This window comes from Streptomyces bicolor (genome assembly GCF_000719285.1).
In the GTDB taxonomy this organism is placed as follows: domain Bacteria; phylum Actinomycetota; class Actinomycetes; order Streptomycetales; family Streptomycetaceae; genus Streptomyces; species Streptomyces bicolor.
Genome location: NZ_JOFS01000028.1, coordinates 138,445 through 159,072 on the forward strand (window position 1 = coordinate 138,445; position 20,628 = coordinate 159,072).

The window sequence follows — 20,628 nt, forward strand, 5'->3', positions numbered from 1 at the left end:
ATTCCGCCCCGCCGCCCCGCCGTTCAGCCGCTCAGCAACTCAACCGCGCCTCCGCCCAGTCCCCGTGGTCCGAGTCGATGCCGTCGCCGCCGTCGGTGACCACGAGCCGGACCACCTGGGCTCCGGTCACGTCGGCCGTGATCGGTTGGGCCGGCATCGCATTCGTGAGGGTGTCCGTCGAGGCTGCTCTGGTGCCGTTCGCCCAGATCTCGAAGGCGACCGTGCCGCCCGCGCCCTCCTCGTCGTCGACGCCGACCTCCGCGGTGACCGTCTCGCACGCGCCGCCGGTGTAGTACTCGATGGCGCTCGCGGCGTGGACGCCGAGTCCCTTGTCGTACACCACGCCGCCGATGGTGATCGGATGGCCGTCGCCCGCGGCGCTCTCCCCGTTGCTCGTGTTGCGCTCGACGGGGCCCCAGCCGTTGGTGGCCGACAGCCAGGGGAGGTCACCGAGGCCGGACGTCCCCGAGGGCGGTGGCGTCACCACGGTCGCGGTCAGCGGCAGTGTGCTGTCGACGCGGACGCCGGTCGGGGAGTGGTAAGTCGCCCTGAGCGTCACGTCGTACGAACCCGTCGGCGTCCCCTCCGGCGCGGTGACCGCCCACTTCGTGCGCAGGGTACGGCCCGTCGGCAGCGCGGGTGAGGTGGTCGGGGACGTCGCTTCGAGGGTCCACCCTTCGGGCCCGGTCAGGGTGACGGACACACGCCTGGCCGTCGTACGCCCCAGGTCGGTCACCGTCGACGTGAGGGTCGTCGTCCTGCCCGCCTCGACCATCGGGCTGCCCTCCAGGCCCAGTTCGACGGCGGGCGGATGCTGGGCCCACTTGGGGTCGGCCCAGGCGCGGACGAGGACCGTGCCGTGGGCGGGGACCGTCGCCGAGATCGTGCCCGCGGTGTTGTGGCTCCGGTGCTGCCACAGGTCGCGCAGCGTGTACGCGTCGGCGGCGGGCAGGCCGACCGCCTCGGCGGTCGTGGTGATGCGCTGGGCGGTGCCGGACTCGTTGAAGAGGGCCACCGCGCGACTGCTGTCCGCCATATCCTTGGCGACGACCCAGCGCCCGCCCTCGGCGGAGATCACCGTGCCCTGCCGGCCCAGCGGATCCTGGTCGACCGCGATGACCTCGCGGTTGCCGAGGATCTCGAAGGTCTCCTCGGACGCCGACCGGAGGTCGGAGCCGATGAGCAGCGGCGCGGCCATGACCGACCACATCGAGAAGTGCGAGCGGTACTCGGTGTCCGTCATCCCGCCGTTGCCGACCTCCAGCATGTCGGGGTCGTTCCAGTGGCCGGGGCCGGCGTACGGCGCGAGTGGCAGGTTCCGCTTCAGGATCGACAGCATCGAACCCCAGTTGTCGCTGATGTCACCGGTCGTGCGCCACAGATGGCCGACGTCGGACGCCCATTCCCAGGGCTTGTTCTCGCCCCATTCGCAGATGCTGTACACGATGGGCCGACCGGTTGCTCGGAGAGCGTCGCGCATGGTGGTGTAGCGCAGCTTGGCGTCCACGCCCTGGTTGTTGCAGTTGTCGTACTTGAGGTAGTCGACGCCCCAGTCCGCGAACTGCTGGGCGTCGCTGTACTCATGGCCCAGGGAGCCCGGAAATCCGGCCGGGTTGCAGGTCTTGGTGCCCGCGCTGGTGTAGATGCCGAACTTGAGGCCCTTGGAGTGGACGTAGTCCGCGACCGCCTTGATCCCGTTCGGGAAGCGGACCGGGTCGGGCACGAGCTTTCCGTTCGCGTCCCGGGTGGGCAGGGCCCAGCAGTCGTCGAGGTTGACGTACTGGTATCCGGCGTCCTTGAGACCCTTCTCGACGAAGATGTCCGCGATCCCCTTGACCATGGCCTCGTCGAACTCGGCACGGCAGTGCGTGGAGTTCCAGTTGTTGAAGCCCATGGGCGGGGTGAGGGCGAGACCGTCGTCGGGGGACGCTGTGACGGGGGCCGCGGTGGCTGTGGGGACGGCGAGTCCCGTCGCGCACAGCAGGCCTGCGGTGAGAGCACCGATCACTCTTCTGCGGGCTTTGCAGGATTTGCGGGTTGTGCGGGTGTGAAGGTGACGCATATGTACGTTCCTCCGAACCGGCAAGGGTGGGCGACGGCATGTACGCGTCATGACCGCTCAACGGTAGGGGTCGGCGGGTCACCTTGGAAGCCGAGGGGTGGCGCGCGAGGGTCCGGTGTCCCCCGAGAGGTCTTGCCCATCGAGCTTTTGAACATGTTCAATAACTGCGGTACGCTCGTGCTCACACCAGATGGGGGAGTCGATGAAGATAGTGATACCCGGGGGGACCGGGCAGGTGGGAACCATCCTGAACCGCGCGCTGACCGCCGCGGGTCACGATGTCGTGGTCCTGACCAGGCGGCCGACGCGGGAGAACGAAGTCCGCTGGGACGGTGAGGCCCTGGGTCCGTGGGCCGAGGTGATCGACGGCAGCGACATCGTGATCAACCTGGCCGGGCGCAGCGTCAGCTGCCGCTACACCGCACCCAATTTGCAGGCCATGATGGATTCGCGGGTGCACTCGACCCAGGTCGTGGGCGAGGCGATCGCGCGGGCCGCCCGGCCGCCCCGGGTCTGGCTGCAGATGAGCACGGCGACCGTCTACGCCCACCGCTTCGACGCGCCCAACGACGAGGCGACGGGCGTCATCGGCGGCAGCGAGCCCGATGCGCCGGACTACTGGGCGTACAGCGTCGAGATCGCCAAGGCCTGGGAACGGGCCCAGCAGGAGGCCGACACCCCGCGGACCCGCAAGGTCGCCCTGCGCTCCGCCATGGTGATGAGCCCCGATCGCGGCGGTGTCTTCGACGTCCTGCTGGGGCTGGCCCGGCTGGGCCTTGGCGGCCCCGTCGCGGGCGGGGCGCAGTACGTCTCCTGGATCCACGAGCGAGACTTCGTCCGCGCGGTCGACTTCCTGGTCGACCGGGACGATCTCAACGGACCGGTGAACCTCGCCGCCCCCGAACCACTGCCGCAGCGCGCTTTCATGCGGGCGCTGCGCTCCGCGTGGGGCGTCCCCGTGGGCCTGCCCGCGACCAAGTGGATGGCGGAACTCGGCGCGTTCGCGCTGCGCTCGGACACCGAGCTGCTGCTCAAGAGCCGACGGGTCGTCCCCGGCAGGCTGCTGGAGGCGGGGTTCACCTTCGAGTACGGCCGATGGCCGGAGGCGGCCCAGGACCTCGCACAGCGGGTGCGGCTGCGCCGGGCCGGCCGGCGGCGGCCCGGGGCCGGGGTTCCGGCGGTGTCCTGATTGTCCTGAGGTCAGGCGTGACTCCCGCTCCCGTTTCACAGTTGAACCGGTCATGAAGAAGCGCAGTATGCTCGCCATCGCCTCCCTGGCCACCGGATTCGTCGTCGCGGCGGTCACCCCGTCCCACGCCGCCGAGGCGCCTGTCACCGGGACCCCTTCCACGGAGACCCCTGGCATCGGCGGGGGGCTGAGGCTCCCCGGCGGAGAGGCCGGAGGGATGAAGGTCGCCGGCGGAGAGACCAAGCTCGCCGGCGTCAACGTGGACCAGGCCCTGAACACCTTCGGCAAGGCCATCAACCGCGAAACGGACCGGGCCGTGAACAACGCCCCGCACGGGAAGAAGCGCTGACGAGCCCAACGACCCGACCACACGGCGCCGGAGCCCCCGCACCCGAGGGGACTCCGGCGCCGTGGTCATGCGCCCTCTACGGGAGGTGGTTTCCGTGGCACTGTGGAGCGGGCAAGCCACAGGGGGCCAACAGAAGAGGGGGAAACGTGATCGTCTGGATCAACGGTGCGTTCGGTGCGGGGAAGACCACCACCGCACGGGACCTGATCGAGCTGATCCCGAACAGCACGCTCTTCGACCCCGAGGTCATCGGCGGAGCACTCACCCACCTGCTCCCGCCCAAACACCTCACCGAGGTCGGTGACTTCCAGGACCTGCCGATCTGGCGACGTCTGGTGATCGACACGGCGGCCGCGCTGCTCGCCGAGCTGGGCGGGACGCTCGTGGTCCCGATGACGCTGCTGCGCCAGGAGTACCGCGACGAGATCTTCGGTGGCCTCGCCGCCCGTCGCATCACCGTCCAGCACATCCTCCTCGCCCCGGCGGAAACGATCCTGCGGGAGCGAATAGCAGGGCGGGACATCCCACCCGACCTGTCTGACGGCGAGATACGGATCCGGCAGTGGTCGTACGACCACATAGAGCCGTATCGCGCCGCGCTCGCCTCCTGGCTGACCGCCGACGCCTATCCGGTCGACAACGGCGGCCTCACACCGTACGAGACCGCCGTCCGGATCGCCGAGGCGGTCGGCGGTGGCACCGTCCCCGTCTGCGACATCGTGCAGACCCCGGAGCCCACCTCCGAGACCCTCGCCTCGGGGGTCCTCCTCTTCGACGAGCAGGACCGCGTGCTGCTCGTCGACCCGACCTACAAGGCCGGCTGGGAGTTCCCCGGCGGCGTCGTCGAACCCGGCGAGGCACCCGCGCGCGCGGGCATGCGCGAGGTCACGGAGGAGACGGGGATACGGCTGGAGGACGTGCCGCGCCTCCTCATCGTCGACTGGGAGCGGCCCAAGCCCCCCGGCTACGGCGGCCTGCGCCTCCTCTTCGACGGCGGCCGCCTCGACTCCACGGAGGCCGAACGCCTTCTGCTGCCCGGACCCGAGCTGCGCGACTGGCGATTCGTGACCGAGGAGGAGGCCGCCGATCTGCTGCCCCCGGTGCGCTACGAGCGGCTGCGCTGGGCGCTGCGCGCGCGGGAACGTGGGGCGGCGCTCTATCTGGAGGCCGGGATCCCCACCTCCTGAAGCAGCCCGCGCAGCGCCTCGTCCGGGTAGGGCGTGAGCTTGCTCTCGTGGATCAGCCGCCCGTAGAAGTCGTTCACGACGGTGGCGACAGGCGCGTACCGCACGATGATGTCGGCGGCGGCCCGCGGGATTCCCTCGGGCCGCATGCCGTCGGCGCAGTCCCGCACGAAGGCCTCGCGCTCCTCCGAGCCATGGCGATACAGCGCGGTGGCCAGCCAGTTCACCAGGTGGGTGGCGGTGTAGCAGCGGTCGTAGAGGCGGTGGGCGTCGAAGAACGCGCGCTCCTGCGGGGTGAGCGGGAATCGGGACGAGAGCGCGAGCCCGTAGTCGGCCAGGTAGAACTGTCGGCCGTCGGTGAGCAGGTTGTGGAAGTGGGCGTCGAAATGGAGGAGTTCGCGCTCGTGGAGGAAGTCGGTGGTCGCCCTGAGTTCCTGCTCCACGAGGGTGCACGCGGCGTCGGCGCCGTCTGTGCGCAGCTGGGCGTCGAACCAGTCGTGCACGGTGTACGGCACGTACTCCAGGAACAGAGCCAGGCACGCGGACGCCGTGCGCAGTCCCTCGATCCGCTCGCGGATCTGCGGGCTGCCGCCCCAGTAGGCGACGGCCCCCTCGACGTCGGCGAGTCGGCCGTGAAGGGGCTGAGGCGGCTGTGGCAGGACCCGCCAGTGGTACATCAGCGGGAAGCCTGCGAAGCGACCGGCGACGACCCAGTTCGTCGTCATGGTGTGCACGGCGAGCTCCCGCCAGGCACCGAACCCCGGGCTGCCGACGCCGTAGTGGAAGTAGGCCGGCAGCCGGAGGATGTTCGCCGTGGAGCGGACGTTCTCCGGCCGCAGCTCGACGTCGGTGAGCCGGACCCGTTTCACGAAGACCCGTCTGCCGTCCACCTCGATCAGCGTCGAGCGGCCGCCGATCCCGGTGCCGAGCGGCTCGCCCGACTCCACGAGATCCGCGAGTTCGTGATCGGAGAGAAGGGCGAGCGACGTGGCGATGTCGGCGTGGGCGGCGAGGCGCTCGGTGGGGGTCATCACCCCATCTTCAGCCGACGATCTCTCAACTCGCCGCGTACTTGCGCAGGAACAGCGCCTCGGCGACCGAAAGACGCTCCAGCTCCTGCGGGGACACGCTCTCGTTCACCGCGTGGATCTGGGCCTCCGGCTCGCTCAGGCCGATGAGGAGGATCTCCGCGCGCGGGTAGAGGGCGGCGAGGGTGTTGCACAGCGGGATCGAGCCGCCCTGGCCGGCGTACTGCATCTCCTGGCCGGGGTACGCCACCGCCATCGCGTCCGCCATCGCCTGGTACGCCGGGCTGCTCGTGTCGGCGCGGAACGCCTGGCCCTGCCCTATCTGCTCGGTGCGCACCCGGGCGCCCCACGGCGTGTGCGTCTCCAGGTGGGCCTGCAGCAGCTTGGTCGCCTCGGCCGCGTCCACGCCCGGCGGCACGCGGAGGCTGATCAGCGCGCGGGCGCTCGCCTGCACGGACGGGGTGGCGCCGACGACCGGCGGACAGTCGATGCCGAGGACCGTGACGGCCGGGCGCGCCCAGATGCGGTCCGCGACCGTGCCGGAGCCGATCAGCTCCACACCGTCGAGGACCCTGGCGTCCTGGCGGAACTGCTCCACGTCGTACTGCAGCCCCTCCCACGACGGCCCGCCGGTCAGGCCGTCGACCGTGGTCGAACCGTCCTCCGCGCGCAGCGAGTCCAGTACGCGGATCAGCGCGCCGAGGGCGTCGGGCGCGGCGCCGCCGAACTGGCCCGAGTGCAGGTTGCCCGCGAGCGTGTCGATCCGCACGCGCACGAGGGTCATGCCGCGCAGCGTCGTGGTGACCGTCGGCAGTCCGACGCGGAAGTTGCCCGCGTCGCCGATCACGATGGTGTCGGCCTCCAGCAGATCCGGGTGTTCCTCGGCGTACCGCTCCAGACCGCCGGTGCCCATCTCCTCCGAGCCCTCGGCGATCACCTTCACGTGCACGGGCACGCCGCCGTTGGCCTTGAGCGCGCGCAGCGCCAGCAGGTGCATGATCAGGCCGCCCTTGCAGTCGGCGGCGCCGCGCCCGTACCAGCGGCCGTCGCGCTCGGTCAGCTCGAACGGCGGGGTGCTCCAGGCGGCCTCGTCCAGCGGGGGCTGCACGTCGTAGTGGGCGTACAGCAGGACCGTCCTCGCGCCCTCGGGGCCGGGCAGGTGGCCGTACACCGACTGCGTGCCGTCGGGGGTGTCGAGCAGCGCCACGTCCTCGAAGCCCTCGGCGCGCAGCGCGTCGGCGACCCAGCGGGCGGCGCCCTCGCTCTCGCTCTTCGGGAACTGGTCGAAGTCCGCCACCGACTTGAATGCCACCAGCTCGGTGAGCTCCGCCTTCGCCCTTGGCATCAGCGAGGCGACGGTCTCGGCGACCGGATTCGACGACATGGGCACGCTCCTTGTGGGTGCGACGTTGTACGTATGAGTGCTGTGATCCTCCCACAGCAGCCTGCGACGATGCCCGCCGTAGGATGCGGGAGACAGCAGCAGACGGCGGCTTGATCGGGAGCAGTAGACCATCGTGAGCAGCGAGAACTCTTCGGCGGACGACGTGCGGCGGGTGTGGGACGTCGTCGTGGTGGGCGCGGGACCCGCGGGGGCCTCGGCCGCTTACGCGGCTGCGGTCGCGGGGCGGCGTGTGCTGTTGCTGGAGAAGGCGGAGCTGCCGCGCTACAAGACGTGCGGCGGCGGCATCATCGGCCCCTCGCGCGACTCGCTCCCGCCCGGCTTCGAACTGCCCTTCCGGGACCGGGTGCACGCGGTCACGTTCTCGAACAACGGCCGCTTCACCCGTACCCGCCGCTCCAAGCAGATGCTGTTCGGTCTGATCAACCGTCCCGAGTTCGACCAGCAGCTCGTCGAGCACGCGCAGAAGGCGGGCGCCGAGCTGCGCACGGGCGTCACCGTGCAGCGCGTCGAGCAGCACGGCTCGGCGGTGCCGGACCGCCGTAGCGTCGCCGTCGTCCTGCAGGGCGGCGAGACGCTGCTCGCGCGGGCCGTGGTCGGCGCGGACGGCAGCGCCAGCCGCATAGGGGCACACGTCGGGGTGAAGCTCGACCAGGTGGATCTCGGCCTGGAGGCCGAGATCCCGGTGCCGGAGACGGTCGCCGAGGACTGGAAGGGGCGGGTCCTCATCGACTGGGGGCCGATTCCCGGCAGTTACGGCTGGGTGTTCCCCAAGGGCGACACGCTCACGGTCGGTGTGATCTCCGCGCGCGGTGAAGGCGCCGCGACCAAGCGGTACTTGGAGGAGTTCATCGGGCGCCTCGGGCTCGCCGGGTTCGAACCGAGCGTCTCCTCCGGCCACTTGACGCGCTGCCGCGCCGACGACTCGCCGCTGTCGCGCGGGCGTGTGCTGGTGTGCGGTGACGCGGCGGGACTGCTGGAGCCGTGGACGCGCGAGGGGATCTCGTTCGCGCTGCGCTCGGGGCGGCTCGCGGGGGAGTGGGCGGTACGGATCGCCGAGGCGCACGACGCGGTGGACACCCGGCGGCAGGCCCTGAATTACGCCTTCGCGGTCAAGGCGGGCCTCGGTGTCGAGATGAGCGTCGGCAAGCGGCTGCTGACCGTGTTCGAGCGCCGTCCCGGTCTCTTCCACGCGACGCTGACCGGTTTCCGGCCGGCCTGGAAGGCGTTCATGGACATCACCCGCGGCTCCACGTCGCTGGCCGAGATCGTCCGCACCCACCCGATGGCCCACCGCGCCCTGACGGCGCTGGACCGCCGTCCGGCGGTGGCGGGCGACGAGGTCACTTCCTGACGGTGATCCGGAAGACCGGGTGGTCCGGGGCAGCCGCGATGATCTCCTCGTCGGAGGACTTCGCGGTGACCCCGTTGAAGTACTGGTTGACCTCCCAGCCCCACTTCTCCAGATAGGTCCGCAGGATCGGGAGCTTCACCTCGTCGGGAAGCTCCACCGCGGTGAACTCACGGACCTTGCGCCCGACCCGCAGCTCCCCGCCGCCCGCGGCGCGCATGTTGCGCACCCACTGGGAGTGGCCGCGCGCCGAGACGAGGTACTGCGTGCCGTCGTAGGTGTGAGGGTTGACCGGGATGCGCTGCATCCTGCCGCTCTTGCGCCCGGGTACGGACATCTCCGCCGAGCCCGCGAGGCTCAGCCCGTGCCGGGCCAGCCAGCCGACGATGTTGTTGAAGCGGACGTTCAGCGAGCTGCCCTTGAGGTAGTACGGCGACGTCATGGTGACCCCCAGGTTTGAGAGAGCGATGCTCTCGGTTGAGAGCAGTGTGCACGAGATCGCTGATCCAAAGCAAGAGCAGTGCTCTCGATTGTGTGCACTGCTCCGCTGTTCGTGGGAGACTGCCTCACATGAGCAGCAGCACCGCACAGGGCGCACGTGCCCGGGCCAGGATGGAAGTCACCGCGGCCATCAAGGACGAGGCGCGCAGACAGCTCGCGGCCGAGGGCGCCGCCAAGCTGTCGCTGCGCGCCGTGGCCCGCGAACTCGGCATGGTCTCCTCCGCGCTCTACCGGTACTTTCCCAGCCGCGACGACCTGCTGACCGCCCTCATCATCGACGCCTACAACTCCATCGGCGAGAGTGCCGAAGCGGCCCACGACAAGGCCGCGGGCGCCGGCCCCGTACAGCGCTGGACGGCGGTCGCGGAGGCCGTACGCGACTGGGCGCTGCGGCATCCGCACGAGTACGCGCTGATCTACGGATCGCCCGTGCCGGGCTACACCGCCCCCGACACGACCGTCCCGCCCGCCTCCCGCGTCGGCCTCCTCTTCATCGGCATCGTCCGCGACGCCCATCGCGACTCCGGCCTCACCGAGCCCCCGCCCCTGCCCGCCGAGCTGTGCCCCGAGGCCGAGCGCATGGCCGCCGACCTGGCCCCCGACCTCCCTCCGGCGGCGGTCGCGGCCCTCGTCGCCGCCTGGGCCGAGCTCTTCGGCCTTGTCGGGTTCGAGCTGTTCGGGCAGTTCAACCGGGTCGTGGAGGACAGGGAGAGGTTCTTCCGGCATGCGGTGGCCCGGCTCGCCCAGGGCGTGGGCCTGGCGTGACCCGCTGCGGGGGGACGTACTTCGCGGGGAGTACGCGTGATCACCACGCGCGGGTGACGCCGCCCGGCGGCCGTCGCGTCTAGCGTGGCGGACATGGACGAGCAGCAGGCACGCCGGGGTGGCGGTCCGCCGATGTGGTGGCGGCACGGGCCGCCGTGGTGGAACCGGTGGGACGGCGACGAGCGTGCTCCTCACTGGCCCTGGCGCTCCACCGTGCTGATCACCGTCTTCGTGCTGGCCGGTTCGAACTTCGCGGCCCGGGGCCAGCTGGACGACCGGGCCCCGCTCGACCTCTTCGCGCGCGTCCTGCTGTTCGTGGCGGCGGGACTGCTGCTGTGGCGCAAGCGGTATCCGGTGGCCGTCGTGTTCGGGACGGCGGTGGCGGCCACGGTCTACCTGGGTGCCGGGTACCCGTACGGGCCGGTCTTCGTGGCCGTCGCCGTCGCCTGCTTCAACGCGATCGTCCTGGGACACCGCAAGGCGGCCTGGGCGGCGATCGGGGTCTTCTGGGTCGGGCACGCGCTCGTGGCCCACTGGCTGTACCGATGGCTGCCGCCGTCCGGTGACTCGGCCGCCCCCTGGGGGCAGGAGGGTGTGATCGCCGCGTGGGTCGCGGCGATCCTGGCGGTGTCGGAGCTGGCCAGGACCCGGCGCGAGCAGTGGGCGAAGGAGCGGGCCGAACGGGCGCAGGCGGCGCGGCGACGGGCCGACGAGGAGAGGCTGCGGATCGCACGCGAGCTGCACGACGTCCTCGCACACAGCATCAGCGTGATCAATGTGCAGGCGGGCGTCGGCCTCGCGCTCCTCGACACCGACCCCGAGCAGGCGCGTACGGCGCTCACCACCATCAAGGCCAAGAGCAAGGAGGCGCTCGGCGAGGTCCGCCAGGTCCTCGACACCCTGCGCACACCCGGCGCCGCGCCGCGCACCCCGGCACCCGGCCTGGACCGGCTGCCCGAACTGGTTCGGCAGGCGGCGAGCGCGGGCCTCACCGTCGAGGTCGAGGGCGAGCCGCCCCGCCTGGCGCCCGGCACCGACCTCGCCGCCTTCCGGATCGTCCAGGAGGCCCTGACCAACGTCGTACGCCACTCGGGATCACGGCACGCGCGCGTGCACCTCGAGCACGACGACGGAGCGACGCTACGGTTGCGTATCGACGACGACGGTCCGGCGACCGGCGCCGACGCGGGCGGCAGCGGCAACGGGCTGGCCGGAATGCGGGAGCGGGCGGCGGCGCTGGGTGGCACGATCGAGGCGGGCCCGCGTGCCGACGGAGGGTTCCGGGTGCTCGCAGTACTGCCGTTGAAGGCTCCGGCCGGCGACTGAGCCGGCGGCGAACCGAACAACCACGCAAGGAGGACCGGTGATCCGGGTACTGCTCGCCGACGACCAGTCACTGGTGCGGGCTGGCTTCCGGGCGCTGCTCGACGCGCAGCCCGACATCGAGGTGGCGGGGGAGGCGGCCGACGGCGAGGAGGCCCTGCGCAAGGTGCGCGAACTGCGGCCCGACGTCGTCCTGATGGACATCCGCATGCCGGTCCTGGACGGTCTGGCCGCGACTCGCCGGATCACCGAGGACGGCGCCCTGGAGGGCGTCAAGGTGGTCATGCTGACCACCTTCGAACTCGACGAGTACGTCTTCGAGGCCATCCGCTCGGGCGCCTCCGGCTTCCTGGTCAAGGACACCGAGCCGGAGGAACTCCTGCGCGCGGTACGGGCGGTCGTGGACGGGGACGCCCTGCTGTCGCCGGGGGTGACGCGGCGCCTGATCGCCGAGTTCGCCGCCCGCTCCAAGGAGCCCGCGGCCGCCGACGCCCTCGCCGAACTCACCGAGCGCGAGCGGGAGGTGATGGCGCTGGTCGGCATCGGCCTGTCCAACGAGGAGATCGCCCGCCGCCTGGTGGTCAGCCCCCTCACGGCGAAGACCCACGTCAGCCGCACGATGGTGAAGCTCGGCGCGCGGGACCGGGCGCAACTGGTCGTGCTGGCCTACGAGTCGGGGTTGGTACGGCCGGGCTGGCTGGGCTGAGCCGCCCCTTCCCGGGTGTCCCGTCGCTGCCCGAAGCGGAGCAGCACGCTGGCGACGCGGGCCACGAACAGCAAGGCGGCCGCCGTCGCCCCCGCCCCGACGAGCGTGCGGCGCGCCCCGGCCGACAGATCGAACGCGTACGCCGGTCCCACCACGGCCCCGAACACCACGGCAGCCGCGAACGCCGCGCTGAACAGGGCGTATCCGATCTCCACCGTGATCGCGTCCCGCTCGGCCTGACTGCGCCGTCCCCCATACATGCTCATAGAGGGAGTTTCACAGGCGCGCGCCCGGCGGAGCAAGCGAGCGGCTCCGCCGGGCGCAGGGAGGCGGCCCCCTAGTCGCGTACGGTGACGCGCTCCGCCTCCTGGGACATGGACTTGGCGACCACGACGGTCTCCCGCGTGCGGCGGGTGCGCAGTCCGGTCAGTGAGATCAACAGGCCCGCGACCGCGATCGCCGTGATCACGACCAGGGCGGGCAGGTAGCTGTCGAGGACGGCCTGTGGGGACGCGGGCTCCTCAGGGGTGTTCGCGGTGAGTACCGCCGTCACGACGGCCAGGAAGAGCGCGCCGCCCACCTGGACGGAGGTGTTGAGCAGCCCGGAGACCATGCCCTGCTCGTGCTCGTCGACGCCGTTCGTGGCCTGGACGTTGAGCGAGGGGAAGGTGAGCGCGAAGGCCGAGCCGACCAGGAGCATGGTGGGCAGGATCACCGCCGCGTACACCGGGTCGAGGTCGATGCGCAGGAACAGGATGTAGCCGGCGACCATCAGGGCGAACCCGATCACGATCAGCCGGGCCGTACCGAACCGGTCGATGACGGTACCGACCTTCGTCGCCGACAGCGCCACGAGCGCACCCGCCGGCAGGAAGGCCAGCGCGGTGTGCAGCGCCGACCAGCCGAGCAACTGCTGCATGTACAGCGTGACCAGGAACTGGAAGCCGATGTAGCTGCCGACGAACGTCAACGCACCCAGCTGGGCACGTACTTGGGCACCCGAACGCAGCACGCCCAGCCGGATCAGCGGGCTCGGGCTGCGCCGCTCGACGGCGACGAAGGCGGCCAGCAGTACGGCGACGGCGGCGAAGGACAGGATCGTGCGGGCGGCGCCCCAGCCCACCTCGGGCGCTTCGACGACCGTGAAGACGAGCAGCAGCATGGAGGCGGTGCCGAGGACGGCGCCGGGGATGTCGTAGCCGCCGTCCGTCCGCTCCCGCTCGGTGCGCGGCAGCAGCTTCAGGCCGAAGAACAGGGCGATCAGGGCCACGGGCGCGGGCAGCAGCATGGTGAAGCGCCAACTGGCCTCGGTGAGCAGGCCGGAGAAGACCAGCCCCATCGAGTAGCCGGTGGCGCCGCAGGTGGTGTAGATCGAGAGCGCGCGGTTGCGTACCGGGCCCTCGGCGAAGGTCGTGGTGATGATGGACAGCCCGGCGGGGGCGGTGAAGGCGGCGGCAAGTCCCTTGATGAAGCGGCTGGCGATCAGCAGCGGACCCGAGTCGACGAGCCCGCCGAGCAGTGAGGCCAGCGCGAAGACGGCGAGGGCCACCAGGAACACCTGGCGCCGGCCCAGCAGGTCGGCGGTCCGTCCGCCGAGCAGGAGCAGGCCGCCGTAGCCCAGGATGTAGCCGCTGACGATCCATTGCAGGGTCGAGGTGGACAGGCCCAGGTCGGCGCCGATGGACGGCAGGGCGACACCGACCATCGACACGTCCAGTGCGTCCAGGAACATCGCGGCGCACAGCACCAGGAGGGTGCCCCACAGGCGGGGCGTCCAACGGCCCTCGGAGGTGGGGTGGGTGAGCGGAGAGGTCATGGCGAAGACAGTACATGCGCATGCATCGAATGCAAACGCATTTAATGCCGATGCAATGAACCCGGATCTCTGCTACGGTGCGCCCATGGCGGCGAAGAAGGCCGAACAGGCGCTCGTGGACCAGTGGCGGGACATGCTGGCGCTGCACGCGCGCACGCAGTGCGAACTGGACCGCGCTCTGGGCCAACACGGGTTGTGCGCCAGCGACTTCGAGGTCCTGGACGTGCTGGCGGACGGCGCCTGCGCCTACCGCGTCCAGGAGATCTCCGAGCGCGTCCATCTGAGCCAGAGCGCGCTGTCGCGGCTGATCGCACGGCTGGAGAAGGACGGGCTCGTCGAGCGCGGGATGTGCCCGGAGGACCGGCGGGGCGTGAAGGTGGCGCTCACGGGGAAGGGGCGCACGCTGCACGGCGAGGTGCTGCCGGTGCAGCGTGCGGTGCTGACCCGGATGCTGACGGGGGGCCCGGCCGGCTGACCTCCCGTCAGCATCCGGGTCAGCCGATTGCCGACTTCTCCCGCCACAACGCGGCGAGCGAGCGGTCACCGTGCACGCTCGGCGCCGGCGCTCGATTCCACAGCGCCGGATACAACTGTGCGGCGGGACCGGCCACTTCGGCGTCGGCGTCCCCGGCCGACTCGCCCAGCGCGGTCACGGGCGGTTCCGCCGACAGCCGTACAGTCCACGTCGCGTCCGTGTCCGTGGCTCGCACCCGCAGCACACGCGGCTGCTGCGTGCGAACCCTGCTCTTGGGGCGGGCATGGAATCCGCGCAGGAGCTCGTCGATCCCGTCCACCGCGAACTCCGTCGCGATGCCGGTCGGCGTGCCGCCGCGCGCCGACTCCGCGTCGAAGCGGTGGATGGTCGTCTCATGGGCCTGCCGCCGCGCCCAGAAGGCCAGTGGTGAGGGGTTGGGCGCGGGGTGGAAGGTCCAGCACTCCACGTCGGGTGAGGCTCCGGTGAGGGTGTCCACCAGATGACGGTGGCTGTCCCGGTACCAGGCCAGGAGCTCGTCGCCGTCGAGGCCGGGCTCGGCGCCCAGGGGCCGGGGCGAAGTGTGCGCCTGCGCGATGAACGCCGCGGCCCAACGATGCACCGTCCCGGTGTGCCGCAGCAGATCCCGCACCTGCCAGTCCGGACAGGTCGGCACCTTGGCGTCGACCCCGGCCTCCTCGGCGGCCGCGGCCAGCAGGACGCCCTCGCGGTCGAGGGTGTGAATGAAGTCGGCTGTCTCCATGGGATGAGTGTGCCGGATCGAGTGCGGTCGAAGGGCAGTGCCGATCCGCCTTGCCTGCGCCGGGAGTCCGGGCGGTGGGACGTAAGGATTTCGTCATCACGCTCGGTGTACTGGACGGCTCCCGCCCGCCGTTGAATGGGAAGCGAACAGGAAACTCTCAGGAAGTGAGACGGTCATGGGGCGTGTGCGGAGGGTGCTGGGCCGACCGCTTGGCATCGGGGTGCTGGTGCTGGTCGTCGTCGCGGGCGGCTTCGGGCTCTACTGGTTCCAGCCGTGGAAGCTGTGGCAGGACCAGACCGTGGAGGAGGCCCTGCCCGGCGTGGTGGAGCCGAGCGACGCGCCCTCCTCGGCCCCCGCACCGAAGACGGTGGCCGGCGGCGAGCTGATCAGCCACGAGCACACGACGTCGGGCACGGTGAAACTCGTACGGCTGGCCGACGGCTCCCATGTGCTGCGCCTGGAGCAGCTCGACACCAGCAACGGGCCGGACCTGCGCGTGTGGCTGACGGACGCGCCCGTGAAGGAGGGGCGGGACGGGTGGCGGGTCTTCGACGACGGCGAGCACGTCAGCCTCGGCAAACTCAAGGGCAACAAGGGCAGCCAGAACTACGCGGTGCCCAATGACGTCGACCTCTCCCGCTACAGCAGCGTCAGCATTTGGTGCGACCGCTTCGACGTGTCGTTCGGGGCGGCGGAACTCGCGCGGGCCTGATGCGCTCAGGACGAGATGGGAAACAGGCAGAACTCGTTTCCCTCGGGGTCGGTGAGGACCCAGTGGTCCTCGTGGCGGGCGAGGACGGTCGCGCCCAGTGCGGTGAGGCGGTCGAGCTCGGTCCGCGGGGCGGGGGAGACCAGGTCGAGGTGCAGGCGGTTCTTCCCGCGCCGGGGCTCCGGCACGAGCTGACACCACAGGCGAGGGCCGCCGGCCCCGGGCTCGACGAGTACGGTCGGGTCGTCCTCCGGGTCGTCGATGCCCTGCGCGCGCAGCCGGGCGAGCTCGGCGTCGTCGTAGGGGGCGACGGCGTAACCGTCGAGGGCGGCGGCCCAGAAACGGGCCGTGGCGGCCGGACGGGCACAGTCGATGACGATGTCGTGGAGTCGTGCCATCCGGTCATGATGCGCAGGGCGGGCGGCGCGGACAACGGTCGGAGGGGTGAAGCCGGTCATCGTGCCGGGTGGCAGGGCGAGGCCGTCATGATCCGGGCGGCGAGCCCGGGCGGCCGGGCGTCACGCGGCGGGTCGCGACGCCGATCAGCGTGGCGATCGCGGCCAGGACGGCGACGCTCGTGAGGGCCACGGGCAGGGACAACCAGTCGGCCATGAAGCCGATGGCGGGTGGGCCGAGGAGCATGCCGCCGTAGCCGAGGGTGGAGGCCGTGGCGACGCCGCTCGGACCGGCCAGCGTGCCCGCGCGTTCCACGGCCACGGGGAAGAGGTTGGCGAGACCGAGCCCCGTGATCGCGAACCCGAGCAACGCCGCCCACAGGGAGGGCGCGAGCGAGCCGAGCAGCATGCCGGCCGCGGCGGTGGCCCCGCCCGCGATGACGGTACGGCCGTGACCGAGCCGTTCCAGAAGGGCCGTACCGCTGAGGCGGCCGATGGTCATGGCCAGTGCGAAGCAGGAGTAACCGACGGCGGCGACGCCGGGTGAGGCGTCCAGGTCCTGTTCGAGGTGCAGGGCGCCCCAGTCGGCCATGGCGCCCTCGCCGTAGGCCGTGCACAGGGCGATCAGACCGAAGACGATCACCAGCCCGCGTGTCCTGGCGTCCGGGCGGAGCGGGGTGCCGCTCTCCGGTTCTACGGGGCCCGCGGCCCTCGGCGGTTCGTGGCGCAGCAGCGTACGGCCCGCCACGGCCGTCACCAGCAGCCCGATCCCGGCGAGACCCAGCAGGTGCCGGGTGGGGGAAAGGGCCCCGGCGACCAGCCCGCCGAGTCCGGCGCCGACCATGCCGCCCAGGCTGAACGCCGCGTGGAAACTGGGCATGACCGGCCGGCGCAGGGCGGCCACCAGGTCCACGGCGGCGCTGTTGAAGGCCACGTTGATGCTGCCGTACGCCGCGCCGAACAGGAGGAGCACGGCGCCCAGGGCGAGTACGGAGTGGGTGAGCGGGGGCAGGGCGACGCTGAGGGAGAGGAGCACCGCGCAGACGACGGTGACCTGATGGGTGCCGTGGCGACGGCAGAGCCGGCCGGTGAGCGTCATGGTGAGGACGGCACCCGCGGAGACGCCGAGGAGGGCGAGGCCGAGAGCGCTGGCGGAGGCGCCGGTCTGTTCCTTGATGGCGGGGATACGGACCACCCAGCCGGCGAAGAGAAAGCCGTCGAGGGCGAAGAAAGCGGTGAGGGCGATACGGAGACGGCTCAGGGTGCTGCCGTTGCCCGGCACGGCGCTGTGCGTTCGGGATTTGTTTATTAGCGGCACAAAGTCAGGTTAGGTGCACGCCGCATGCGAGGCAAGGGAGCCGTGGCCGTCGGGCGCTGTCGCTGAGCGGTCCGCACGGGAACGTGACCGGAGCCCCCACCCGCCCGCGAACGGCGTGAGCGGGACGTCACCCTCCCCCGAAGGTGGCGTCCCGCTCACTTCCCCCGGCGCCGGACAGTGGACTGTGGCGTCCGTGCGCGTCAGTGGATCCGTGCCGTCACCAGCACATGACCGCTGTCTCCCCCGAACCCCAGCTGGAGTACAGACGCACCCGGACGAAATAGCGGCGGCCCTTGACGAGGCGGGCCTTGACCGTGGCGTTGTGCGGGGTGCCGCCGTCGTCCTGGGCGGTGACGTAGCGGGGTTCGCCGTCCCGCTCCTCGAAGACCACGACGACCGTGTCGCCGTCGCCGAAGGTGCCCACGGTGTACTCGCGCGTCTCCGGCGGCTCGACCACGAAGTCGGCCTGCTCGGCCGGCCCGAGCCGCAGGGGCACCGAACGGAACGGCACCAGCTCCCGCTGACCCGGCGTCTCGGCCGGCGGGTACCAGCGGCGGACGAACTCCTTGTCGGCCCCGGACAGAGCGCCCGGCGGGTTGAGGCCCGCCCGGAACTGCTCGGGCTCCAGGATCAGCCCGGCCGAGAAGGGGTACTCCATGATCGAGTGCGGATCCCAGGCGGAGCCGTTGACCTCGGTCGGGTCCAGCTTGCGCAGGATGTTGAAGAACGTCTTGTCCCGGCTCCAGAAATTCGGCGGGCCCGCCAGATCGGCGTACACCGCCTCGTCGTCCCAGTGGATCCCGGCGAACGGGCTCTGGTGCTCGTGCAGCATGCCGAGCGCGTGCCCGATCTCGTGCAGGGCCGTGCCGCGCTCCCCGGCCACGGTCAGGTCCCAGCCGAAGTTCATGGTGCGCTCGTTCAGGCCCACCCGCAGCGCGTCCTTGCCGACGGTCGACCAGGAGCCGTCGCCGAGCTGGAACCCGATGCGCAGTTCGGCCTCCGACCGGTCGGCCACCTCCACGAACGACAGGCCGATGCCCAGGCCCTGCCACTCCTGGAAGCACTCGCGCACGACGTCCCGCTGCTCCTTGCCGCCGACCCACGACACGTGCCGGGCCTTGCCGGTCACCGGGTCGGGGATCACGGATCCGTCGGAGTCCCGGTCGAAGAAGTGGTAGTGCAGCACGGTGCCGTTGACCCACATCCGGCTTCCGCCGATGAGCGCACTGAGCCGCTCGGCGGCCAGCCCCGGCGCGAAGGCGGGGGCCGACGCCTGCGCGAGGGAGCAGTAGCGTGCGGTCATGCGAACAGGGTGCCGTCGGCCCGCCGCGGGCGCCTGAGTCGGGGGCTACTCAAGTACGGGTGTATCAAGGGTGAGTCACCGCGCTCCTATTGCCGTGACGACTTGGGAACGCGACGCGAAGACCCTCCGGATGCCCTGGCCGTTCACCGGCCGGGAGGACGAACTCGAGCTGGTCCGAGGGGCCCTGACCGCCGGCCGGCACGGCATCGTGATCACTGGACCGGCGGGCTGCGGCAAGACCCGGCTCGTCAGCGAGGCCGTCCGCGGCACCGACTGCGCCAGGGTGGCCGGAACCCCCGAGACCCGCCGGATCCGTTTCGCCGCGTTCGCGCACCTCGTACCCGAGACCGCCTCTCTGCACGGCGCCTTCCAGCACCTGTCCGGCGTACGGCTGCTGCTCGTGGACGACGCGCATCTGCTCGACGACGCCTCGGCCGCCCTCGTCCACCAACTGGCCGTGCACGGCCGCACCCGTCTCCTGGTCGTCACCACCGACGGCGCTCCGGCACCCGGCGCGATCTCCCGCCTGTGGACCGGCGAACTCCTGCCCCGCCTCCCCCTGGAGCCGCTGCCCCGCGAGGAGACCGCCCACCTGCTGGCCGGCGGAGCGGCGGGCGCGGCCCTCGAACCGCTCACCGTCAACCGGCTGTACCGGCTGTGTCAGGGGGACCTGCGGCTGCTGCGCGACCTGGTGGACGCGGTGCGCGAGCGCGGGCTGCTGACCCGGGTTGCGGACACGGAAACGGACTCGGGCGAGTGGGCGTGGCGTGGTCCCGTGCCGGTCACTACGACCGTCCGCGAGCGCACCGCACAGGTCCTCGACCGCACCTGCCCCGACGAGCGCGAGACCCTCGAACGCCTCGCCTTCGCCGAGCCGTTGCCCCTGGACCTGGAGAAGCTCGACCTCCGTGCGCTGGAACACCTGGAGGCCGACTCCCTGGTCCGCGTCGACGACCAGGGCGCCGTCCGCCTCGCCCACCCCCTGCACGGCCCGGTGCTGCGGGCCGCGGCCGGCAGGCTGCGGGCGAGGCGGCTGTCCCGTATGGCGGGCGGCCAGTGCGGGCCCGCCCTCGACGCCGAGCGCGCCGCGCTGACCCGCCGTATCGAGCGGGCGGACGTACGGGCGACGCCGACGCCCGTGGGGGAGTGGCTGGTGGCGGAGGGCGCTCCGCTGCCGGCCCGGTACGCAGCCGTACGGGCCCGGTTCGCGCGGCTGCGGGGCGAGCTGCGGGAGGCGGCGGCATGGGCGCGAGAGGGGCTGCGGGACAGCGGTGACGACCCGTCCTGCCGCCTCGAACTCGCCCTCGCCACAGCGCAGTCGGGCGACCCGACGGCTGCGCACAAGATCCTGGGTGGCCGCCCCTACGGGGGTGGGGCGGTCACCCAGCCTGCGAAGGGCGCCGACGACGCCTACGACGCCGTCCGCCTCGGCACCCCCGAGCTCGCCGAGGGCCGCCTGACCGGCGTCTTCGCCGCGCACGCCGACGCCCTGGCCCAGGGTGACGGTGCCGCGCTCGACCGGGTGGCCGAACAGTTGGAGGAGCGCGGCTTCCTGCTCTTCGCGGCCGAGGCGCACGCCCAGGCCGTACGGGCCCACCGTGACCCGCGCGCCGCCCGCACCGCACGCACGCGTGCCGTCGCCCTCGCCCGCCGCTGCCAGGGCGCCCGCACCCCGGCGCTGTCCGGCCTGGTCCTGGGCGAACTGACCGCCCGGCAACGGCAGATCGTCACGCTGGCCGCCGCGGGACTGAGCAACCGGCAGATCGCCGAGAAGCTCACCCTGTCCGTCCGCACGGTCGGCAACCACCTCTACAGCGCCTACGCCCGCCTCGGCGCCGGCGACCGCACGGCGCTGCCCTGGCTGGTGGAGCTGCCGGACGCGCAGCCGGCGTGAGACGCCCCGGAGCGGCCAGGGTGATCCGCGTGTCGCTCCGCCGTGGTCGGGGCGGCCGCCGAGCCGAGGGCGAGGCAGGTCGCGCGTCTCGCCCGCCA

20 protein-coding genes are annotated in these 20,628 nt (G+C 71.7%); 10 read left to right on the forward strand and 10 right to left on the reverse strand.

The features are described 5' to 3' along the window. Positions 1 to 31: 31 nt before the first annotated feature. The gene (locus IF78_RS0130965; RefSeq protein WP_199921404.1) at positions 32 to 2,062 is read right to left on the reverse strand and encodes an NPCBM/NEW2 domain-containing protein; all 2,031 of its coding nucleotides are present in this window, start codon (positions 2,060 to 2,062) and stop codon (positions 32 to 34) included. A 202-nt stretch (positions 2,063 to 2,264) separates the two neighbouring features. Between IF78_RS0130965 and IF78_RS0130970 the strand changes: the two genes are divergently transcribed. From IF78_RS0130970 to IF78_RS0130980, 3 genes are all read left to right on the forward strand, one after another. Next, positions 2,265 to 3,251: a TIGR01777 family oxidoreductase gene (locus IF78_RS0130970; RefSeq protein WP_037641660.1), complete on the forward strand. Its 987-nt coding sequence runs from the start codon at positions 2,265 to 2,267 to the stop codon at positions 3,249 to 3,251. Between the two features lie 52 nt (positions 3,252 to 3,303). Further along, complete coding sequence (locus IF78_RS0130975) at positions 3,304 to 3,600, forward strand: hypothetical protein (RefSeq protein ID WP_031481749.1); 297 nt, start codon at positions 3,304 to 3,306, stop codon at positions 3,598 to 3,600. A 146-nt stretch (positions 3,601 to 3,746) separates the two neighbouring features. Next, entirely contained in the window at positions 3,747 to 4,787 is a 1,041-nt protein-coding gene (locus IF78_RS0130980) for an NUDIX hydrolase (RefSeq protein WP_031481751.1), read from the forward strand. On the opposite strand, the gene IF78_RS0130985 is transcribed toward IF78_RS0130980, so the two are convergent. Together IF78_RS0130985 and IF78_RS0130990 are read right to left on the reverse strand one after the other, a co-directional pair. Next, the gene (locus IF78_RS0130985; protein ID WP_031481753.1) at positions 4,757 to 5,815 is read right to left on the reverse strand and encodes a hypothetical protein; all 1,059 of its coding nucleotides are present in this window, start codon (positions 5,813 to 5,815) and stop codon (positions 4,757 to 4,759) included. The two genes, IF78_RS0130980 and IF78_RS0130985, sit on opposite strands and share 31 nt — an antisense overlap. 25 nt (positions 5,816 to 5,840) lie before the next feature. Then, positions 5,841 to 7,196: a dipeptidase gene (locus IF78_RS0130990; RefSeq protein ID WP_031481755.1), complete on the reverse strand. Its 1,356-nt coding sequence runs from the start codon at positions 7,194 to 7,196 to the stop codon at positions 5,841 to 5,843. Positions 7,197 to 7,329: 133 nt separating this feature from the next. Between IF78_RS0130990 and IF78_RS0130995 the strand changes: the two genes are divergently transcribed. Then, positions 7,330 to 8,568, forward strand: coding sequence for a geranylgeranyl reductase family protein (locus tag IF78_RS0130995; RefSeq protein WP_031481757.1), 1,239 nt, complete (start codon positions 7,330 to 7,332; stop codon positions 8,566 to 8,568). On the opposite strand, the gene IF78_RS0131000 is transcribed toward IF78_RS0130995, so the two are convergent. Continuing rightward, positions 8,558 to 9,007, reverse strand: coding sequence for a nitroreductase/quinone reductase family protein (locus IF78_RS0131000; RefSeq protein WP_031481759.1), 450 nt, complete (start codon positions 9,005 to 9,007; stop codon positions 8,558 to 8,560). The genes IF78_RS0130995 and IF78_RS0131000 overlap by 11 nt on opposite strands. 128 nt (positions 9,008 to 9,135) lie before the next feature. Between IF78_RS0131000 and IF78_RS0131005 the strand changes: the two genes are divergently transcribed. From IF78_RS0131005 to IF78_RS0131015, 3 genes are all read left to right on the forward strand, one after another. Then, the gene (locus IF78_RS0131005) at positions 9,136 to 9,831 is read left to right on the forward strand and encodes a TetR/AcrR family transcriptional regulator (RefSeq protein WP_031481761.1); all 696 of its coding nucleotides are present in this window, start codon (positions 9,136 to 9,138) and stop codon (positions 9,829 to 9,831) included. Positions 9,832 to 9,924: 93 nt separating this feature from the next. Beyond that, positions 9,925 to 11,157, forward strand: a complete 1,233-nt coding sequence (locus IF78_RS0131010) for a sensor histidine kinase (protein WP_107050046.1) — start codon at positions 9,925 to 9,927, stop codon at positions 11,155 to 11,157. Between the two features lie 37 nt (positions 11,158 to 11,194). After that, positions 11,195 to 11,860, forward strand: a complete 666-nt coding sequence (locus IF78_RS0131015; protein ID WP_031481766.1) for a response regulator — start codon at positions 11,195 to 11,197, stop codon at positions 11,858 to 11,860. Here the strand turns inward: IF78_RS0131015 and IF78_RS0131020 are convergent. After that, entirely contained in the window at positions 11,821 to 12,126 is a 306-nt protein-coding gene (locus tag IF78_RS0131020; RefSeq protein ID WP_031481768.1) for a DUF6332 family protein, read from the reverse strand. The genes IF78_RS0131015 and IF78_RS0131020 overlap by 40 nt on opposite strands. A gap of 71 nt (positions 12,127 to 12,197) precedes the next feature. After that, positions 12,198 to 13,676 carry an MFS transporter gene (locus tag IF78_RS0131025; protein WP_031481770.1) on the reverse strand — a complete coding sequence of 493 codons (1,479 nt, stop codon included), beginning with the start codon at positions 13,674 to 13,676 and terminating at the stop codon, positions 12,198 to 12,200. An 85-nt stretch (positions 13,677 to 13,761) separates the two neighbouring features. Between IF78_RS0131025 and IF78_RS0131030 the strand changes: the two genes are divergently transcribed. Beyond that, positions 13,762 to 14,151, forward strand: coding sequence for a MarR family winged helix-turn-helix transcriptional regulator (locus tag IF78_RS0131030; protein WP_037641663.1), 390 nt, complete (start codon positions 13,762 to 13,764; stop codon positions 14,149 to 14,151). 19 nt (positions 14,152 to 14,170) lie between these two features. On the opposite strand, the gene IF78_RS0131035 is transcribed toward IF78_RS0131030, so the two are convergent. Next, positions 14,171 to 14,911: a maleylpyruvate isomerase family mycothiol-dependent enzyme gene (locus IF78_RS0131035; protein WP_031481773.1), complete on the reverse strand. Its 741-nt coding sequence runs from the start codon at positions 14,909 to 14,911 to the stop codon at positions 14,171 to 14,173. 175 nt (positions 14,912 to 15,086) lie between these two features. Between IF78_RS0131035 and IF78_RS0131040 the strand changes: the two genes are divergently transcribed. Continuing rightward, the gene (locus IF78_RS0131040) at positions 15,087 to 15,623 is read left to right on the forward strand and encodes a DM13 domain-containing protein (RefSeq protein WP_031481774.1); all 537 of its coding nucleotides are present in this window, start codon (positions 15,087 to 15,089) and stop codon (positions 15,621 to 15,623) included. Between the two features lie 5 nt (positions 15,624 to 15,628). On the opposite strand, the gene IF78_RS0131045 is transcribed toward IF78_RS0131040, so the two are convergent. From IF78_RS0131045 to absR1, 3 genes are all read right to left on the reverse strand, one after another. Beyond that, positions 15,629 to 16,018 (reverse strand): VOC family protein, encoded by a 390-nt coding sequence (locus IF78_RS0131045; RefSeq protein ID WP_031481775.1) that lies wholly within the window; start codon positions 16,016 to 16,018, stop codon positions 15,629 to 15,631. Positions 16,019 to 16,103: 85 nt separating this feature from the next. Then, complete coding sequence (locus tag IF78_RS0131050; RefSeq protein ID WP_031481776.1) at positions 16,104 to 17,297, reverse strand: MFS transporter; 1,194 nt, start codon at positions 17,295 to 17,297, stop codon at positions 16,104 to 16,106. Positions 17,298 to 17,550: 253 nt separating this feature from the next. Further along, positions 17,551 to 18,636, reverse strand: coding sequence for a beta-glucuronidase AbsR1 (gene absR1 / locus IF78_RS0131055; protein WP_031481777.1), 1,086 nt, complete (start codon positions 18,634 to 18,636; stop codon positions 17,551 to 17,553). A gap of 94 nt (positions 18,637 to 18,730) precedes the next feature. Here absR1 and IF78_RS0131060 point away from each other — a divergent pair, with 94 nt between their 5' ends. Further along, positions 18,731 to 20,530 (forward strand): LuxR family transcriptional regulator AbsR2, encoded by a 1,800-nt coding sequence (locus IF78_RS0131060; RefSeq protein WP_031481778.1) that lies wholly within the window; start codon positions 18,731 to 18,733, stop codon positions 20,528 to 20,530. Positions 20,531 to 20,628: the final 98 nt, after the last annotated feature.

Bases quoted from the DNA above. Each gene is read 5' to 3' on its own strand.
- IF78_RS0130970 (WP_037641660.1), top strand. From the start codon at position 2,265: ATGAAGATAGTGATACCCGGGGGGACCGGGCAGGTGGGAACCATCCTG.
- IF78_RS0131030 (WP_037641663.1), top strand. From the start codon at position 13,762: ATGGCGGCGAAGAAGGCCGAACAGGCGCTCGTGGACCAGTGGCGGGAC.
- IF78_RS0131025 (WP_031481770.1), bottom strand. From the start codon at position 13,676: ATGACCTCTCCGCTCACCCACCCCACCTCCGAGGGCCGTTGGACGCCC.
- IF78_RS0130975 (WP_031481749.1), top strand. From the start codon at position 3,304: ATGAAGAAGCGCAGTATGCTCGCCATCGCCTCCCTGGCCACCGGATTC.
- IF78_RS0131020 (WP_031481768.1), bottom strand. From the start codon at position 12,126: ATGAGCATGTATGGGGGACGGCGCAGTCAGGCCGAGCGGGACGCGATC.
- IF78_RS0131005 (WP_031481761.1), top strand. From the start codon at position 9,136: ATGAGCAGCAGCACCGCACAGGGCGCACGTGCCCGGGCCAGGATGGAA.
- IF78_RS0130985 (WP_031481753.1), bottom strand. From the start codon at position 5,815: ATGACCCCCACCGAGCGCCTCGCCGCCCACGCCGACATCGCCACGTCG.
- IF78_RS0131000 (WP_031481759.1), bottom strand. From the start codon at position 9,007: ATGACGTCGCCGTACTACCTCAAGGGCAGCTCGCTGAACGTCCGCTTC.
- IF78_RS0130990 (WP_031481755.1), bottom strand. From the start codon at position 7,196: ATGTCGTCGAATCCGGTCGCCGAGACCGTCGCCTCGCTGATGCCAAGG.
- IF78_RS0131045 (WP_031481775.1), bottom strand. From the start codon at position 16,018: ATGGCACGACTCCACGACATCGTCATCGACTGTGCCCGTCCGGCCGCC.
- absR1 (WP_031481777.1), bottom strand. From the start codon at position 18,636: ATGACCGCACGCTACTGCTCCCTCGCGCAGGCGTCGGCCCCCGCCTTC.
- IF78_RS0130965 (WP_199921404.1), bottom strand. From the start codon at position 2,062: ATGCGTCACCTTCACACCCGCACAACCCGCAAATCCTGCAAAGCCCGC.
- IF78_RS0131040 (WP_031481774.1), top strand. From the start codon at position 15,087: ATGGGGCGTGTGCGGAGGGTGCTGGGCCGACCGCTTGGCATCGGGGTG.
- IF78_RS0131010 (WP_107050046.1), top strand. From the start codon at position 9,925: ATGGACGAGCAGCAGGCACGCCGGGGTGGCGGTCCGCCGATGTGGTGG.
- IF78_RS0131035 (WP_031481773.1), bottom strand. From the start codon at position 14,911: ATGGAGACAGCCGACTTCATTCACACCCTCGACCGCGAGGGCGTCCTG.